The 15,698-nt window shown below is 51.7% G+C and carries 19 protein-coding genes; 14 read left to right on the plus strand and 5 right to left on the minus strand.

Annotation, left to right across the window (positions count from 1 at the left end; translation table 11 throughout):
• Window positions 1-341: 341 nt before the first annotated feature.
• Window positions 342-1,286: a hypothetical protein gene (locus tag AC1RVX_RS07750; RefSeq protein WP_493215990.1), complete on the plus strand. Its 945-nt coding sequence runs from the start codon at window positions 342-344 to the stop codon at window positions 1,284-1,286.
• Between the two features lie 28 nt (window positions 1,287-1,314).
• On the opposite strand, the gene AC1RVX_RS07755 is transcribed toward AC1RVX_RS07750, so the two are convergent.
• Together AC1RVX_RS07755 and AC1RVX_RS07760 are read right to left on the minus strand one after the other, a co-directional pair.
• On the minus strand, window positions 1,315-2,070 hold the full coding sequence (locus tag AC1RVX_RS07755; protein ID WP_493215991.1) for a hypothetical protein: 756 nt from the start codon (window positions 2,068-2,070) through the stop codon (window positions 1,315-1,317).
• Between the two features lie 145 nt (window positions 2,071-2,215).
• The gene (locus AC1RVX_RS07760; protein WP_493215992.1) at window positions 2,216-2,659 is read right to left on the minus strand and encodes a hypothetical protein; all 444 of its coding nucleotides are present in this window, start codon (window positions 2,657-2,659) and stop codon (window positions 2,216-2,218) included.
• Between the two features lie 274 nt (window positions 2,660-2,933).
• Here AC1RVX_RS07760 and AC1RVX_RS07765 point away from each other — a divergent pair, with 274 nt between their 5' ends.
• The gene (locus tag AC1RVX_RS07765; RefSeq protein WP_493215993.1) at window positions 2,934-3,776 is read left to right on the plus strand and encodes a lipase family protein; all 843 of its coding nucleotides are present in this window, start codon (window positions 2,934-2,936) and stop codon (window positions 3,774-3,776) included.
• 10 nt (window positions 3,777-3,786) lie between these two features.
• On the opposite strand, the gene AC1RVX_RS07770 is transcribed toward AC1RVX_RS07765, so the two are convergent.
• Window positions 3,787-4,179, minus strand: a complete 393-nt coding sequence (locus AC1RVX_RS07770) for a DUF3224 domain-containing protein (RefSeq protein ID WP_493215994.1) — start codon at window positions 4,177-4,179, stop codon at window positions 3,787-3,789.
• Window positions 4,180-4,490: 311 nt separating this feature from the next.
• Here AC1RVX_RS07770 and AC1RVX_RS07775 point away from each other — a divergent pair, with 311 nt between their 5' ends.
• Entirely contained in the window at window positions 4,491-4,745 is a 255-nt protein-coding gene (locus tag AC1RVX_RS07775; RefSeq protein WP_493215995.1) for a GlpM family protein, read from the plus strand.
• 70 nt (window positions 4,746-4,815) lie between these two features.
• Here AC1RVX_RS07775 and AC1RVX_RS07780 read toward each other — a convergent pair whose 3' ends face one another.
• Window positions 4,816-5,664, minus strand: coding sequence for a helix-turn-helix domain-containing protein (locus AC1RVX_RS07780; RefSeq protein ID WP_493215996.1), 849 nt, complete (start codon window positions 5,662-5,664; stop codon window positions 4,816-4,818).
• 160 nt (window positions 5,665-5,824) lie between these two features.
• Here AC1RVX_RS07780 and AC1RVX_RS07785 point away from each other — a divergent pair, with 160 nt between their 5' ends.
• Window positions 5,825-6,400, plus strand: coding sequence for a hypothetical protein (locus AC1RVX_RS07785; protein WP_493215997.1), 576 nt, complete (start codon window positions 5,825-5,827; stop codon window positions 6,398-6,400).
• Between the two features lie 51 nt (window positions 6,401-6,451).
• Complete coding sequence (locus tag AC1RVX_RS07790) at window positions 6,452-6,970, plus strand: hypothetical protein (RefSeq protein ID WP_493215998.1); 519 nt, start codon at window positions 6,452-6,454, stop codon at window positions 6,968-6,970.
• A 91-nt stretch (window positions 6,971-7,061) separates the two neighbouring features.
• On the opposite strand, the gene AC1RVX_RS07795 is transcribed toward AC1RVX_RS07790, so the two are convergent.
• Window positions 7,062-8,186, minus strand: a complete 1,125-nt coding sequence (locus AC1RVX_RS07795; RefSeq protein ID WP_493215999.1) for a DegT/DnrJ/EryC1/StrS family aminotransferase — start codon at window positions 8,184-8,186, stop codon at window positions 7,062-7,064.
• 371 nt (window positions 8,187-8,557) lie between these two features.
• Here AC1RVX_RS07795 and AC1RVX_RS07800 point away from each other — a divergent pair, with 371 nt between their 5' ends.
• The 9 genes from AC1RVX_RS07800 to AC1RVX_RS07840 all read left to right on the plus strand — a co-directional run bounded on the left by AC1RVX_RS07800 (window position 8,558) and on the right by AC1RVX_RS07840 (window position 15,589).
• Complete coding sequence (locus AC1RVX_RS07800; RefSeq protein WP_493216000.1) at window positions 8,558-9,019, plus strand: cache domain-containing protein; 462 nt, start codon at window positions 8,558-8,560, stop codon at window positions 9,017-9,019.
• 270 nt (window positions 9,020-9,289) lie between these two features.
• Window positions 9,290-10,048 (plus strand): hypothetical protein, encoded by a 759-nt coding sequence (locus AC1RVX_RS07805; protein WP_493216001.1) that lies wholly within the window; start codon window positions 9,290-9,292, stop codon window positions 10,046-10,048.
• A gap of 82 nt (window positions 10,049-10,130) precedes the next feature.
• A complete protein-coding gene (locus tag AC1RVX_RS07810) occupies window positions 10,131-10,952 on the plus strand; it encodes an AraC family transcriptional regulator (RefSeq protein WP_493216002.1) in 822 nt (273 codons plus the stop codon).
• A gap of 215 nt (window positions 10,953-11,167) precedes the next feature.
• Entirely contained in the window at window positions 11,168-11,491 is a 324-nt protein-coding gene (locus AC1RVX_RS07815; RefSeq protein WP_493216003.1) for an ArsR/SmtB family transcription factor, read from the plus strand.
• Window positions 11,491-11,922: an SRPBCC family protein gene (locus AC1RVX_RS07820; protein ID WP_493216004.1), complete on the plus strand. Its 432-nt coding sequence runs from the start codon at window positions 11,491-11,493 to the stop codon at window positions 11,920-11,922. Before AC1RVX_RS07815 ends, AC1RVX_RS07820 begins: the two co-directional genes overlap by 1 nt.
• The gene (locus AC1RVX_RS07825; RefSeq protein ID WP_493216005.1) at window positions 11,919-12,473 is read left to right on the plus strand and encodes a cytochrome b; all 555 of its coding nucleotides are present in this window, start codon (window positions 11,919-11,921) and stop codon (window positions 12,471-12,473) included. The genes AC1RVX_RS07820 and AC1RVX_RS07825 overlap by 4 nt, the downstream gene beginning before the upstream one ends.
• Before the next feature lie 43 nt (window positions 12,474-12,516).
• The gene (locus tag AC1RVX_RS07830) at window positions 12,517-12,936 is read left to right on the plus strand and encodes a DUF1801 domain-containing protein (RefSeq protein WP_493216006.1); all 420 of its coding nucleotides are present in this window, start codon (window positions 12,517-12,519) and stop codon (window positions 12,934-12,936) included.
• Between the two features lie 82 nt (window positions 12,937-13,018).
• Window positions 13,019-13,945 carry a DMT family transporter gene (locus tag AC1RVX_RS07835; RefSeq protein WP_493216235.1) on the plus strand — a complete coding sequence of 309 codons (927 nt, stop codon included), beginning with the start codon at window positions 13,019-13,021 and terminating at the stop codon, window positions 13,943-13,945.
• A gap of 90 nt (window positions 13,946-14,035) precedes the next feature.
• Window positions 14,036-15,589, plus strand: a complete 1,554-nt coding sequence (locus AC1RVX_RS07840) for an ankyrin repeat domain-containing protein (protein WP_493216007.1) — start codon at window positions 14,036-14,038, stop codon at window positions 15,587-15,589.
• The last annotated feature ends 109 nt before the right edge of the window (window positions 15,590-15,698 follow it).

Here is a 15,698-nt window from a genome sequence, read left to right on the forward strand (position 1 = left end):
TCGCGGTGATGCAGGCAAGCAAGCTGTAGCACGTGACCAGCCGTAAATAATCAGTCGTACCCAAAAAATCGGGGAAGATAGCGGGCAGCAATGCCGCTTTCTTCTCCGTTTTGTTTTGGTCTCACCTTCCCTTGCGATTCCGTTTGTCAACGCACTTCAACCGTTTGTCTGCCGGGTTTGCCATATTCTTTTTTGATCGGGTAATATCCCTTGTGATTATTGCAGCCGGCCAGTAACAGCTCTTTCGCAGGTCAATAGCAGGTCATTAGCAAGTCAAAAAAAGGCCAAAATCAGTTTTTCGGCATCGTTATTCCATTGCTCATCCCAAAGGAAAGTCGCTCATGCAAAAACCGGCACAAAACAGCAATTCGTCAACGTCGAATATAGCAACCGTCGCGCAATTGCTCAGCATCAGCCTGCTGCTACACGGCGCATTGCGGTTTTCGAGCACGATCATATGGCCCAATAGCGAAAGCGCCGATATGATGCATCTGCTGATTTTCTGCGTAGCAGCCGGCATGGGGCTGTGGGCGAACAGCTACGGCTGCCCCAAACTGAGACGTGTGCTTGCCATAGCCATCAATGTGCTTTGTTTGCTGACCCTGTGGTCGTACCTGAACCCGCGCAACAGGCATCTGGACCCAATTCCATTATGGAAAATAATCTGGTTTGGCATTGTCTTTGTCATGAATACAGTTGCTCTCGCCATGGGGGATAAATTGCATCCTGCACCAAAACAGGAGCAAGACGATGTACAAGCCCAAAGCCCGGCCCCATCCCCCAATCCCCGCGACCATCATTTCGCCATGACGCGCACGGTGCTGCAAGGCTTGTTGCAAGGCGAAAAAGGAGCGTTTTTCGTGAATAATCTGAAAAACAAAGGGCGCGTTATTTTTGCCAACATATGGGACGCCTACGGAAAAAGAGAAGTCGTGGACCCGACACAAATCATCTCCAGCAAAGAGATTGAAGTCTATGTCGACAAAACGGCAACCGGCAAAGAAATTGTGACCATCAAAATGCCCAGGCCAGTTTCCAGGAATGAGGCCTATTTTGTCGCCATTGTAGAAGATGACGAACCTGGCAGCTACCACACCTACAGCCTTGAACTTAGTATCATGCCCAACACCGGCAAAATGTTCACCATGCTGACTGGCATGCGCAATGGTTATCGCACCAATTTTGGCATCGGCCCGGCACCAGATAAAAATGCCTTCGTGGAGACTATATCCGGCATGCTGGACACACCAAAAGCACCGCAAAGCATGGTGCAGATGCCGACATAAGCAGATGCTGAAGTACAAAAGCCCCGATTCAGGGCAATTGCCAGGGGCGGATACTCCGCGCCTGCAATGTCATGTCCACCATAAAATCACCCGCTGCATCCTTGCTGCCAGCATCATGTGACCGCAATTGCCCTTCGATTTTGACGGGGAAGCCCAAAAAAGCATCCGGATGCAGGCCAAGTGTGCGGCCATAGCCACGTGTCAATACCAGGCGCACGACAGATGCCGATGCCGGAATATCGGCCACGGTAATCTCGTATTGTTCGGTATGCACAAAGCGGCGCGTAAAAATCAGCACAGCCCGCATTACCATCGTATACCGCAATTCGACCTGATAACGCCGGCTGGCATAGCCATTCCAGTTTGCCACCGGTACTGGCGGGCTGATGGTGATGTGCTCATCTTCTATACTGCCCACCAGCGGATCGAACAGGCCACCATGTTCTGGCAACAGGGGCGTATTGGTATCCGCATGCGGGCCTGCTGGCACAGGCTCGAAACGGGTATGGGCACCATCATCATCCGACACTTCGCTGATCTGCCCTTTGGATAAATTCAGCAGGCGAAAGTGCATGCCATCAATTTCAGTCGCAAAGCTGCCCTCGCCATTGCGTACTGGCTTGCCAGGCTGGCGGCTCTGGCTGCGCTGTTCAAATTCGATACGCACACCGGCGTATACTTGCAGGCAAAACAAACACAGCGGTATCAGCAGCAGGCATCGCTTGACGCTGGTCGCACTCAGTTTGTATGGGGTTTGCTGGGCTTGCTGCAATTGATGTGGCATGATGATCTTCCAGGTATAGGGGCAACTTGGCGCAGCATGAGCAAGCTGGCTGCGACTGTCCAGCTGAAGATGAAAGGTAGCAGCATACATGCAAAAAAGTTGCAGGAAATGCTGCTCCAGGTAAATTGATGGACCTTTGAACGGATTACAGCTTGAATTCAGCCTTCAACTGGCGCTCGATATTCTTGCCGTGTTCTTTGCCATACTGAGTCTCAATGGCGCTTTGCATGGAGCGGGCATGGCCCACCATATACGCTCTGGCGTCATGCACATCACCTGGCTGTATCAATGCCAGCTCGATACCGTCCTTATTCGGCAACTGCGCCAATCTGGCGCTGACCTCAGGTGGCAGGCTATCTTTAAACATAGACAGCACATAGCGTTTCTTTGCAATATCCTGCTGGGATGCCTGCATCTGCTGTCTGTTTTTTTCAGCCGACACGAATGATTCCCGGGTTTGCCCCAGTTCTTTTTCAGTCGGGATAGCAGCCAGCCCCAGTTTGGTAATGGTGCAGGCTGGCTTGTCCAAGTTCAGGACGATGCCGCTGCCCACTTCGTCCACACTGTCAGCACCGCCTTTGGCGGCCACAGCCCTGTTTTGATTGGCTACCGCCCCACGTCATTTTTTGCGTAGGTCCGTATGTTTTAAGATGGCTGAGTTACTCTATTAACAAAATTTCTTATAAGATAGAAACCCATTTTAATCACCTTGTAAGAAAAAGCAAATACGATCATGGGTTTCTCACCCCAAGCTTGTCGTTTGCCCAGAGATGCGCTATCTTGAAATCCTGTGCATCTGTCTTGCATCAGGGGCAGTCCGACACCATTGGCATCGTCAGCAAAAAATCATACAAGGATGATGTATGCAATACGACCCAAGCAAGACCGCGCTGTATCACCCGGAACTTCAACCGGCGCTGCTCAGCAACGACAAGAAATGGACCAGTCACGCGACCTGTGCCGAATTGTCACGGCTGGCGTACTGGCGCTTTGAACAGGGTGGCCAGGCATTGGCGGCACTGGAAAATGTCCTGAGCAATGCACAGATGACAGACCTGCAGCTGTTCAAGAATGCAGACAGTGGCACTCAGGCGTTTGCCGTCAACAGTGCAGACGGCAATACCAGTTACCTGGCTTTCAGGGGTACCCAGACCGACGATATCAAAGACCTCATCACCGACATCCGCTTTTTTCCTATTCAGTGGAATGGGCATGGCATGGTGCATTCCGGCTTTCTGGCCTCGTTTCAAAGTATAGAAAAAGAGCTGGATGAATGGTTCAGACACTGCAAGGCCAATACGGTGTGGATATGTGGCCACAGCCTGGGGGCAGCGCTGGCAACACTGGCCGCCGCCAAATACCATGGCACACGGCTGGTCAACTTTGGCTCACCCTGCGTCGGCAATGGACAATTTGCGACGGGTTTTACAGGGCGCGAGGTCGCACGCTACGTCAACTGTGCCGACTTTGTGACCAAGCTGCCGCCAGAATCCCCTTTTTACCAGCATCTGGCCGACATGCATTACATAGACAGGCACGGCGTCATGCCACCGGGCATGGATTTCGTCGACATGCTGACCGATCAGGAAGTGGCCACCGTCAACTATGCGCTGGAACAGGGCATCAACGCTGACAACGTCAAGTTCCGCCACATGGCTGACCATGCACCTGTCAACTATGTGCGGGCCCTGCTGGGAGAAGTATAGCCACGCTGAATCAAGACAGCTCGTAATCAAAGCTGTAATGATGCTGCCCATTGCTGATGTCTATCGCCAGCTTGCCACTGATGCCGGTCAGTTCATCCGTACCAGAATCCGGCACCACCTGCACCGTCAATGACGGTGCACCGCGATTCATGATGCCGGCATGCATCAATACAAAGCTGCCCTGCTTGCCTTGCAATGTGCCAGTCACACGCTCTATCGCCACATAAGCGGCAGAGCCTTTGGTCGCCGTACCCACTGCCAGCATCTCACCCAGGCTATGCGCTTCCAACTCACCGGTAAAATGTTTGTCCAGTGTCTGACGGCCCAGGGCCGCATCCGCAATCTCGCTGGCAGCAGCTTGCGGGGTCATTTTGACGGTAAAGGTTCCGGTGGCTTTGGGCATGTGAATCTCCTTGAATTTGGCAAACTATCGTGCTGTAACCAGCAAGACATCCAGGCTAGCTGATGACCTGCTCTGGCAAGAGCCCGCAAACTGTCAGCAATGTAGCATATCAATGCGTTTCTGCTGCATGCCGAATGACAAAATACATCCACCATGCGAAGCAGCTCCGAGCCTCTGTTAGACTAGGGCAATAGTCCATCACCTCTATCCATTTCATGATCGCCCTCCTACTCAAATGCCTGATGGGCGCAGTAGCCGTCTTGCTGATTGCGCTGGCGTCCAAATCCCGCTATTTTGTGCTGGCCTGACTGGTGCCGCTGTTCCCCACTTTCGCGCTGATAGCCCATTTTGTGGTCGGCACCACGCGCCCCGCAGCCGCTTTGCAGACCACCGCTCTGTTCGGACTGTGGTCGCTGTTTCCTTACGCAGTGTACCTGTGTGCCGTGTACTGGTTCAGTACCAGGACATCGATCGCCATCACACTGGGGGCTGCCACAGGCTTATGGATATGTGCAGCCGCGATCATGCTGGCCGTGTGGTTCAGGTGTTATCCGGCGACGGGTTGATCACAAGCGCAGCAGACAAATAGTGTCGGCAAGTTCCCAACTTCAACTAGCCTGCTCAAATCGCACTGGATCAATTGGCCAGAGAAATGTGCAAAGCCATATCCCGCCTTTGATGTTCATCGCCTTTGGGGATATGTGGGTAGATTTCAAAAACACCGGCGGTTCCAAAAGTTTCCCGATGGTTTTGAAACCAGGTCAACACCCTGGGCCGCAGTTTTTCCAGTCCTTCCAGATAACTTCCATGTAAAGAAAACGCGATGAAACGAGCGGGCGGGCTAATAAAATCTATCCAGCCCTCTGGCGCAGGCGTAGTCATGTCTGGTGCTTCTATCGCGCAGCCATAGCGTATCTGATCGCCGGGAGTAATATCCGGGTCGTCATAAATCACACCGTAATATTGCCCTTTATAGGTCGCCAGGGTACTTGCCTTTTCCCCGGCAAACATTCCCCAGTGCTGCACCACCTGCACATAGCTACCCACATACCGACGTACCCACAAGCGCAAGGTTTGCTCGCGTTTGTGTCGCCATGCGGGGATGGCGAATGCTGCCTTGTCATCAAACAAGTGCTGATTGCGCTTCAACGCGCTGGCACGCATTTTCAATGGAGATATGCCCCAGTGTTTGCTAAACGCACGTGTAAAGGATTGCTGGCCGCTATAGCCCAAATTGAAAGCGATGTCCAGTAAAGGCTGCCTCGTCAGACTGACAAACGATGCGGCTGTTTCCAATTTGATGCGCTGAATAAATTGATCCAGGCTCTTACCTGTTTCACTTTTAAACAGCCTTAGTAATTGAAAACGGCTCAGGCCCGCCTGTTCGGCCAGATCTTGCACGCTGATCAGGCCTTCGCCATCAAAAGCCTGGGTATAAATCGTCGTTTCTATCGTTGAAATAATCGGTAAAAGCTGGGGATGCATAGAAATTTTCTCGCGCACAATGTGTAAAAAAAGGCTTATTTATTTGATATATCATTTCGCCAATAAATGCCAACGAGCAAAGATTTTACTCTTTGTCATTTCTTTTTCACGATTTCCCATCCAATTGCTTCACCCACCACCTCTATGAAAGAAAAACACTATGGCTATCGCATGGATCAAAGAAATACGTAACTACCACCCAACCGGGACCCTGGAAATTATCTGCGACGATGGTGGCCGTCATCCCAAAGTAGGAGACAAAGAATATGGCCGCGACGAGGCTATCGTGGTCGGTGCAAAGCCGGCCGATAAAGATTACACCTCGGTAAAACCAGAGAATCTGGCAGTGCCATGGAGCTTCAATCTGGCCAATAAATTGCGCATCAATACCAATGTAGATGGTTTAAAAGGCAGCGCCACGGTCGAAATTCGTGGTGAATCTGGCTGGGACTACATGGTCATCCGTGATGAAGAAATGCGTGAACTGGAACATATCGATGCTGGCTCCCAAGGCGACGCACCAGGCGTCAACCATTCGTGGTGGGTGCTGTCGCTGCATAGCGATGGCGATGTGGAGTTTCATACGATAGAACGCCAGGGTATTTTGCATGACGAAGCACTTTCGCTGGGACTTTTCTTTATCAATTTCACTATTGACCTGGCCAACTCAACAATCAAGGCTGCCGCAGTGATCAAAGGGATGAAATCAAAAAAGAAAAAAGAAGATGACAAATAATTTCTTCACAGCATGTAGCTGTGCAATCAATTTACGAAAAGAGGTTTGAACATGGCAATTGTCTGGATCAAGGAAATTCACAACTACCACCCTACCGGGAAACTAACACTGACCATCGATGATGATGGGCGCATTCCCAAGCTTGACGGAAAAGAAGTAAAAGAAATTACCGCCAACGCCAAGGAAACAAAGACTCCGGAAAACCTGGCCGTACCCTGGAGCTATCTGGGCAAAAACTCGCTCAAGATCGAAGTTGAAATTGATGGCCGGAAATCGGTTGTGTATGCAGAAATACGTGGCCGCAGTGGCTGGGATTACATCCTGTTCCGCGATAAGGAATCACGTGAATCCGGTGAGGTGGATGCCGGTTCGCAAGGTGATGCACCAAGCATTAACCACTCCTGGTGGGTCATCTCCCTGCATAGCGATGGGCAATTGCAATGGCATGTAATAGAACGCCAGGGCTTGACGCATGACGAAGCGCTGGCATTCAGCCGTTTTGCGCTGGAATTCAGCAAAGACGTGTTTAATATCGGCGTGAAAATAGCAAGTCTTATCGCTGCTGCATAAGGTCTGTTCAAACTTGGCATGAATATGGTGTTGCGCCCTTTTGGCGCAACACCAGCGGGTAAAACAACCTACAGTTTTCAGTCCCTCAGACTCATCCAGCCAACACCCTGGCGACCACCTCACAAATCTCATCCACATCACCCAGCGTCAAGCCCACATGCAAAGGCAGGGTGACGGTTTCGCGGGCGATGCGTTCGGCGTTGGGGAACATGCCTTCACTATAACCGAAGTGCTTGGCAACGGTGGTCAGGTGGCAGGCTTCGTAAGAGATGCCTGTACCTATGCCTGCGTCGTTCAGGGCAGCACGGAAACTGCTGCGGGTATGGCCAAAATTTTCATAGGGGATAAGCACGCAGAACATATTCCAGGTCTGGTCTTTCTGCCCTTGCGGTGGCAATACAATGCCCGGAATTTTGGGGAAGCGTTCAAAATAACGCTCGGCCAGCACCTGGCGCTGCGCCATGAATTCATCAAACTGCGCAAGCTGATGCAAGCCTATCACGGCGGACACATCTGACATATTGAACTTACCACTGGCAACAACCACATCACGGGTCTGGTCTGGCAATTTGCTGATGCCATGAAAACGCAAGATATCCACCCTCTGCGCTTCTGCTTCATCATTGACGACGATGGCCCCGCCTTCTATGGTCGTCATGTTTTTGTTGGGGTGGAAGCTGAAGATGGCGATGTCACCAAATGCGCCCACAGCTTTTCCTTGCCATTTGGAACCCTGCACCAGGGCAGCATCTTCAATCACGCGCAACTGGTGTTTTTTGGCCAGTGCATACAGCGCATCCATATCACCCAGTGCTCCGGGAAAATGCGTAGGCATGATGGCTTTGGTTCTGGGCGTAATAGCCGCCTCCACCAGCGCCAGATCAATCGCACGCGTGACCAGATCACAATCGACAAACACCGGCTTGGCACCGCATTTGACAATCATGTTCATGGCAGAGAAAAAGCTTTGTGCCGACGTGATGACTTCGTCCCCCTCAGCAATATTGCACAATGCCAGCGCAATTTCCATTGCCCCCGTGGCCGAGGTCAGCAATCTGGTCGGGCGATTGCCAAAGCTGCGAGAAAGCGCCTGTTCCAGCTCGGTCACCTTGGGGCCAGTGGCAATCCAGTTTGAACGCAACACGTCAGCCACAGCCTGTATGCTTGCTTCTGACAATTGCGGCTGGGAGAATTTACGAAATACGGGTGATGTCATGAAAAATATTAAAAATAAAATTGAATACCAATTGTAGCTGAAGAGTTGGTCATTGCGATGACAGCGGCAATACACCTCCCGTAGGGTAATGCGCCGCGCACACCGAATTTTCAAACGCATGGCAGCATTCGGTGCGCGCAGCGCACCCTACAAAACACGAGACGCATCCACGAACAGCAATACATTTGATCTGGCGCATATGCATTACACAATATTTGGCAAATTGAATTTACAGACCTTCTATACTAATCTGCAATCAGGGCTGATTTTTTTACAAGACACCGTACTGTGTCTACCGGTCTTGAGTACTTGTTGTGCTGCATAGTTTTGCATCATGGAAACACAAAACAATTAACAACACGGAGACTACAATGAAAAAACTTGGCTCGCTGGTATTGGCTTTCTTCATGACCTTGTTCGTCTGCAATATGTCGGCAGCGGCAGAGGATCGTGGCACAGCAGATCAGGCAACTGCAATGGTTAAAAAAGCGATTGCCTATTTTAAATCCAATGGCAAGGACAAGGCGCTGTCGGATTTTAATGATGCCTCCAACAAACAATTCCATGACCGCGACCTGTATGTCATTGCCTTTGACATGGAGGGCACCATGCTGGCGTCGGCCAACCCCAAGCTGGTAGGTAAGCCAATGATGGATTTCAAGGATGGTGATGGCAAACTGCTGACCAAAGAAATGCTGCAAGTCGCCAAGACCAAGGGTTCTGGCTGGGTAGAATACAGATGGCCGAACCCTATCACCAAGGCCCTGGAGCAAAAGTCTACCTACATAGAGAAAGTGGATAATTATTTTCTGGGTGTGGGAATTTACAAGTAAAAGAAATTAATTCGCGCGATCAAGCTGTGCCCGGCGCGCCCACTTTTTAAACGTCATCCAGGTTCATGACTGTTATGGATTTACCCGCAAGTATGCAGGTAAATCCATATGTTGCCGGAGTCACACCGGGTCCGCAGTCAGCATGTCGTCTGTGCTCTATTCTTTCAGACTGGCAACCGTGTCTTCACTTTAAAAAATTTATATGCTTTCATGCATGGGCTTGCCGTCCAGTTCTGGCTGTGCCCCGCTTATTGAACGAGATCATCAAGCATGCGCTTCAACGGTGTCCTGAGTCAGTGTTTGCTGGCCAGCTTCTTGCTGACAGGCTTTACCATGCCCGGTGAACCACAAGCATCACAAAACACCTTCAAACGCAACATTACCTTACCGGTGTTTGCCGATGGACTGCAAATGCGGCAAACGCGCTTTGCCCTTGAGTTAGCGTATGCCAACATCGGCATCAAAGTCAGTTTTGTCACCCGCCCCGCCCTACGGGCATTGTTTGAAGCTGAAAGCGGACAACTGGATGGTGACGTAGTACGCGATACCACGATAGAAGCCAGCTACCCCAATCTGGTACGGGTTGATACGCCCATGTTCCGTTATTCCGGCAGTGTCTTTACCCTAAAGAGCAGTGGCGAGTTGCCTATCAACCTGGAAACAGCATCACATCTTCCAGTAGGCATAGTACGCGGTGCCAGACGGATCGAATTGGAAACCCGTGGCTGGCCACATCTGGTAGTCACCAATGACTATGGCGCTGCCATCAGGATGCTGAAAATTGGTCGTATCAGCGCAGTACTGGGGCCTTATGAAACTATCAGGGACGCCATTCTGGCCAACAAATTTGATGAGGGCGACTTCCAGTCACGTGAAATGTACAACACACTTGTATTTCATTACCTGCACAAAAGCAATGCCGATATCGTCCCTGCCCTGAACGCACAACTCAACCGTTTCAGAGGCAAGCATGCCACGGTACTGGACGGCTTGCGCGCAGATAACCTCAAAGACTTTCCACGGCAGTAGCAGTAAGAGCGTACTGACCTGGCGCATCGGGATAATGCTAAACTGCCGTCATCCCCAATGATCAACTAGCATCAGCCCCTGCATGACTACCACTGCCAAACGACAATTTGCAATGCTGCCCTGCCAGATATCTGGTGTGGAAGCTGTGCAGGCGCAATCGCGGCACAGCTTTGGGCGGCATATGCATGAACAGTTTGGTATAGGCTTTGTGTTGCAGGGTGGACAAAAATCATTGAGCGGGCGTGGCATGGTGGAAGCCGTGGCGGGTGATACGATTACCGTCAACCCTGGCGAAATCCATGATGGCACCCCCATCGGCGACGCCGGCCGCAGCTGGAAAATGCTCTACCTTGAACCTGCGCTGGTCGCCACGCTATGCAAGGACATCAGCGAAGGCAAATCTGATCAGCTTGAATTTACCCTGCCAGTCATACGTGATGCCTGCGTCAACCAACAGGTACGGCAATTGTTTGCCCGCATCACCGCGCCTGGTAATGCAATGACACATATGTCTGCAGAAGAAGCCATGCTCTTGCTGTTTGCCAGGGTCATGCATGCGCCTGTCGCCGGGCAGCTGCTTCAGCCTGTTCCACAGGCGATTGCACATGCACGCAATATGATCGATGATGACCCCACTGCCGTGATTACCCTGCACGATCTGGCACAAGAAAGCGGTTTAAGCCGCTTCCAGCTGGTGCGCGCCTTTGCCAGGGCCACGGGCATGACGCCGCATGCTTATCTGTTGCAACGCCGCCTGCATCATGCACGCCGCCTGATCGCTGGTGGCGTGCCGCTGGTACAGGCCGCCACAGACAGCGGCTTTGCCGACCAGAGCCATATGACACGCCTGTTCATCCGCAATTTTGGATTATCCCCCGGCAACTACGCCAGCGCACTCACCTGAACCCTGTCGTCGTTTCATTCAAGACCTGCCTACCGCAATTTGTCGGCGCACACGCATTGGCGCTGGCGACTTTGTCATGAGCAATGTTGCTGCCTAGCAGCTTCCAGCACAACAGCGGTTAAACGATGTCCGCTACCCACTTAAAAACCACCTTGACAATCCATAACCAGTTGGATATGATTTATTTATGCCAACTACTGATGCAAGGATTTTCAATGCACACCGAGCCAACAGCCGTTTTGAAAGTTTTGTCGGACCCGACCCGGCGTGCCATTTTTGAACGTTTGAGCAAAGGCGGTGAAATGACAGTGCATGCCCTGACGGACCCGTCCGGGGTATCGCAACCTGCCATCTCAAAACATCTCAACGCACTTAAACAGGTGGGCCTGGTGCAAGGCCGGCGTGAGGGACGCGAAACGTATTACGTCGCCGAACCGAAAGCGCTGGCACCACTCATGAACTGGATCAGTTTTTATTCAACCTTCTGGCATCACAAATTTGACCGTTTGGAAGACCTACTGAAAAGGATGGATCAATAATGCAAACCGATAACATCGATAGCACCAATAATTCAGATAACACCCAGACACTGGTGATAGAGCGAGAAATGCCACATGCCCAGGAAAAAATCTGGCGGGCACTCACACAGGGTTACCTGATGGAAGAATGGCTGATGAAGAACGATTTCCAGGCCGTCGTCGGTCACCGCTTTACGCTCAGCGCAGACTGGGGCGTGGTGGACTGCCAGGTGCTGGTGGTGGAACCAAACAAGGCACTGTCGTATGCATGGGAAGCCATGGGTCTCAAGAGCGTCGTTACCTGGACACTCAGCCCCACCAGCACAGGCACACATCTGCGCATGGAACAATCAGGCTTCCGCCCAGATCAGCAACAAGCCTATCAGGGTGCCAAATACGGCTGGCAAAAATTCCTCACCAATCTCGACAACGTGGTGGGTGGTCTGTCATGAGCCGCACTATTGCTACGCGTTACCAGCCCGTGCTCGTCGCCTTGCATTGGTTGCTGGCGCTGATGATCATCGGTCTTTTGTGCGTGGGATTTTTCGTGCTGGAGAATATGTCAAACAGCGATCCAAAAAAGCTACAAATACTGGTGTTACACATGAGTGGCGGCATGCTGGTGTTTGTACTGATGCTAGTGCGTGTCATCATCCGGCGCTGGAGCGCCCGCCCGGCAACAGCGACGACCGGTTCAGCCCCGCTCGACCGGCTGGCTACGATTGCGCATTACAGCTTATATGCGATCATTTTCCTGATGATCGCCAGCGGATATTACACTGGCTGGCTGATTAGCAGCGCCTTCCTGCCCAATGGTACGCCACTGCCCAGCACGTTTGCCGTGCTGCCTTCGTTCCGGGTCCATGCGGCACTGGCGATCCTGCTGGTGATCCTGATTGCAGTTCATGTCGCAGGTGCGTTTTATCATCAGCTTGTGTTGAAAGATGGCCTCTTCCACCGTATGTGGTTCGGCAAACGCACGATCATTTCCGCAGAAAAATAGCGCGCTGCTGCGTTGACCTATTTGACACATCGAGGATGACAACATGAAAAAAACGGACACGATTCAAACTCAGTCAGCATCAGACCTTATCTCGGAAAAGTTCGCCAGCTTAGGTGATTGGCGCGGAGAGACTCTTAGCAAAATGCGCAAGCTGGTGCTGAATGCAGCCCCCGATGCTATCGAAGAATTGAAGTGGATGGGTACGCCAGTGTGGTCGCACGACGGCATCATCTGCACTGGCGAATCCTACAAGAGCGTGGTGAAGCTGACCTTCGCCAAGGGTGCATCGTTGCCAGATCCGGCCCGCCTGTTCAATTCCAGCCTGGATGGCAACGTGCGCCGCGCCATCGACATCCATGCAGGTGAAGAAATAGACGAAGCTGCTTTCAAGGCGCTGATCCGCGAGGCAGTTGCCCTTAACAGCGCTACCAAGAAAAAACCGGCGAAAAAAGCCAAGACCTGAACACCTCAGTTGCAATTTTATTCAAGACCCACAGGCCAAAGACTGCCAAGCTGATGCCTTTCCATTCTTGGTGAGGCAAATGATGTCAGACAAACTGTTGGGATATGTGTATTTGGCGCTGGCGATGATATTGGTCGGCAGTACCGTGGTGGCCAGCAAGGTGATTGCCTCGGGCTTACCCGTGTTCACCGCAACGGCCTTGCGTTTCGCGATTGCTTTCCCGTGTTTTTTGCTGATGATGCGGGTCACGGGCACACGCTTACCGCGGATGGGCAAGCATGACATGATCATCTTGCTGCTGCAGGCGGGTGCCGGTAGCCTGGGTTACACCACCCTGCTCATCACCGGCCTGCACCTGACATCGGCAACAGATGCCGGTGTCGTCATCGGTACCTTGCCCATTGTCTCTGCCGCTATCGCCATTGTGCTATTGGGTGAAAGGCCACATCGTTTTCTGTTGCTGGCAGTAGTTTTGGCGGGTGCAGGTGTACTGTCGATTGCTTTTCATACTGACGCTGGTGCTAATGCCGGGGTCAATGTTGGAGTCAATGCTGGAGTCAATGCGGGTGCCCAGCACTCCATCCTCGGCAATGGCCTCATATTGTGCGCCGTCATGTGTGAAGGCTTGTTTATCCTGCTTAACAAACGTCTTAAAACCGCCATCCCGCCACTGGCCCTGTCTACCATCATGACGGGCATAGGCTTGGGTCTGGCCATCATCCCTGCATTGTTTGAAGCGCCATGGAACACCCACATAGGCAGCGATGCCGTGTTGGCCACCGCGTATTATGCCGTGGTACCCACCGTCGCTGGCTTCCTGTTGTGGTATGCCGGTGCGGCCCGCGTCAGCGGCAGCGAAGCAGCCCTCTTCACCGCGCTGGCCCCGGTATCTGCCGTCCTGCTGGCCATGGCGGTACTGGGCGAGCCAGTCAGCATCAACCAGTTGATCGGCATCGCCTGCGTGCTGATCGCCATAAGTGGCATGAGCCTGACCGGGATGAGAAAATGAAGCGTCGTCTTCTAAATCTGCCACGGTATAAGGCGCAAGCAAGAAAGCCAGACACCATTGCCAGAAAAATCATGTCTTTAGGTTATCATCATGCTTTCACACTTGGCAAACGCCCACATGTTCCGACATTTCACCGCCTTAATCGTCTCCCTGATCACCGCGCTAGCGGCCAGCACAGGCAGTGTCGCACAAACAAAAGCCGAGCTGACGCCAGAGGACGAACAGCTTCTTTGGAATACGGCAAAGACGTATCTCAATGCGCGTACTTACAATTATGACTTGTACCATTTTGAACATCGTGACAGTGCAGAAGCGTGCTCGAAAAACAAATGGCAATGTGAAAAAGACTTTCAGAGCAACCGCCAACAATTCAAACAAGCACTCGCCAGCGTGCCGTTTTTTTTAAAAACCAGCATTCTTGACCTGGGCGAGTTTGCCGTCAGTGAACCCATACGGGACCCAAAGAATAATCAATGGGCAGTTGTCGTCATGAATGAAATTTCTGGCTCTTCATTTCCAGAAGGCGTCACCCCTGGCGATTGGCTTAAAGAATACGCTGCATCAGCGCTGCCTGGCTTGCAGGAACTAAAAAATGACCCAGCTATCCGTACCCAATTTGATCTCGATAAGATAAGCGATGTCACCAGTCTTGACACTGCGTTATCCAGCAAAACACTACGCAAAGACAATATGGAAACACGGCTTCCGAAAGGGGATACATTGCTCACGAGAGCAATTTCCCTCTATGACGCCAATATGCTGTCCAGTTTGCTGAAAAATGGCGCAAACCCCAGCCACTGCGCTATGGATTGCCCTCTCACCCTCGCTGTTTCAGGCGAAAACAAACAATTTGTTCAGCAATTATTGAAATTTGGTGCCTATCCAAATGGCGACAGAAGTCATTTAAACCCGCTCATGGCTGCAGCGAAAATTGCAGACCGGAAAACGACTGAACTATTGCTCAATGCAGGTGCTGACCCCTTACAACCCTGGATGGCGACAGAGTCTTATCAATCAAGCCCAAAGTCCTTGCTGTATTTTGCGACGACAAAAAACACTGCCTACAATGACTGGCTGCAAGGGAAGATCAATCTGGCTTTGGAAAAAACGGGTAAATACAAGTGGACCGCATGGATAGAACAAGACGGAAAACGACAGAAAGTGACTGACAAAGCCGTGATCACCCTGAAAAAAGCACCATTCAACATCGTCATGCAATTTGATGCCGTCAATGCCTTCAGGCTGCTTGCCTCTGAAGATCAGGCACTGCTGATGCAAGCCCATCATGCTTCGTTCCGGGCGAAAGCCATCCATAGCGATAACATAGGCGCTGCCAGCGACGACAACAAAGCGCTGTTTCTGGGCATGCCTGTCATGGAAGACGGCGAATGGAAATTTGACGGTTCAGCGCAAGAACTAGGGTATACAAAAAACGCAGATGCTAAAACTGGCACCCAGCTGGTCGTTGGCAAGAACGGCCCGGAATATGTGTTTCACGTCAACGAAACACTGTCAGACAGTGAAGCGCAACCCATTCAGCAATTAAAGAGCAACATGCTCGCCATCGTATTGGGGCTGGTGCCCAATATCGGTGCAGGCGCTGATTATTATCATCCAGCCTGCTTCAAGCTGAAGTTTGAATAAGCAAGCAGCCCTGGCCAGTCGCAAAATCGTAGGGTGCGCCATGCGCAACGCCTTCCGTAAAATAGGTGTGACGTGTTTTGAGAAGGTGCGCGTGGCACATCATCGTTGA

Source organism: Undibacterium sp. GW821-FHT11B02 (genome assembly GCF_058808955.1).